Consider the following 906-nt stretch of genomic DNA (forward strand, 5'->3'; position numbering starts at 1 on the left):
AAGCCCATATTTCGGTGATGGCAAGCAATACTGCTCCAGCTATCAGGCATCCCATTCCCATTCGCAAGACACTTGGGCTGCCCCACTTGGGTATCACACGCCCCATAAAACGAGCCGTAAACACCATGGCAATTGCCACTGTGGCGAACAGCAGGCTGAAGCCAAGCTGAGACACACCTTGCCTGCCCATCATTAGTCCGGGCGCAATGGAGAAAAAGACGAAGAAGCTACCCATTCCAGCGGCGTAACACAACGTGTACAACCAGAAGTTCAGGCACTTAACGGGGAGTAGCAGCTGCGACCATTGCAAGCCCGCAACTCGTTGCACCCGGGTTTCAGGCCAGAATCGCCACGCTGCTGCAGATGCAGCGATCATGCCCAAACCTAGAAACGCAAAGATAGCCCGCCACCCAAGCCACATGTCGACGAGCGCTCCGAGCAATGGGCCTACCGCCGGGACCATGGCCAGCATGGATCCGAGTATGCCGTAAATGACATTACTTTCCTCGCGACCTGCGTAAATGTCACGTACTGTTGCAAATGTGGAAACAAGGCACGCCGAGGCACCACAAGCCTGAAGAATCCGAAGCCCCAGAAAGACTTCAGCCGATGACGTAAGAGCGAGGCCCATTGACGCCACAACGTAGGCGAGGCCACCTCCCAGTAGAACGGGGCGGCGCCCCAGTCGGTCCGATAGCGGTCCAAACAAGAGCTGACCGGCACCAATCATGACCAAGTACGTTGTCAGCGTAAGCTGAATTGTGCTCGCTGTCGTACCAAGCGCGTTTGGCATAAACGGCACTGCTGGCAAGTACATGTCCATGCCGAGTGATGCCAATAAATCGAACGGTGATAACAACAACACCGTGGCGGCAAGGGAGTACCGCCAACTAAAGTTTTTTGAGC

General features: G+C 55.3%; 1 protein-coding gene. It reads right to left on the reverse strand.

All coding sequences use genetic code 11. The annotated features are described in order from the left end of the window. Positions 1 to 906 (reverse strand): Bcr/CflA family efflux MFS transporter (locus ACJHX7_RS26185; protein WP_128999409.1); only part of this gene is annotated, 906 nt, incomplete at both ends.

Origin of the sequence: Escherichia sp. WS1451 (genome assembly GCF_046487365.1) — a bacterium.
In the GTDB taxonomy this organism is placed as follows: Bacteria; Pseudomonadota; Gammaproteobacteria; order Enterobacterales; family Enterobacteriaceae; genus Escherichia; species Escherichia coli.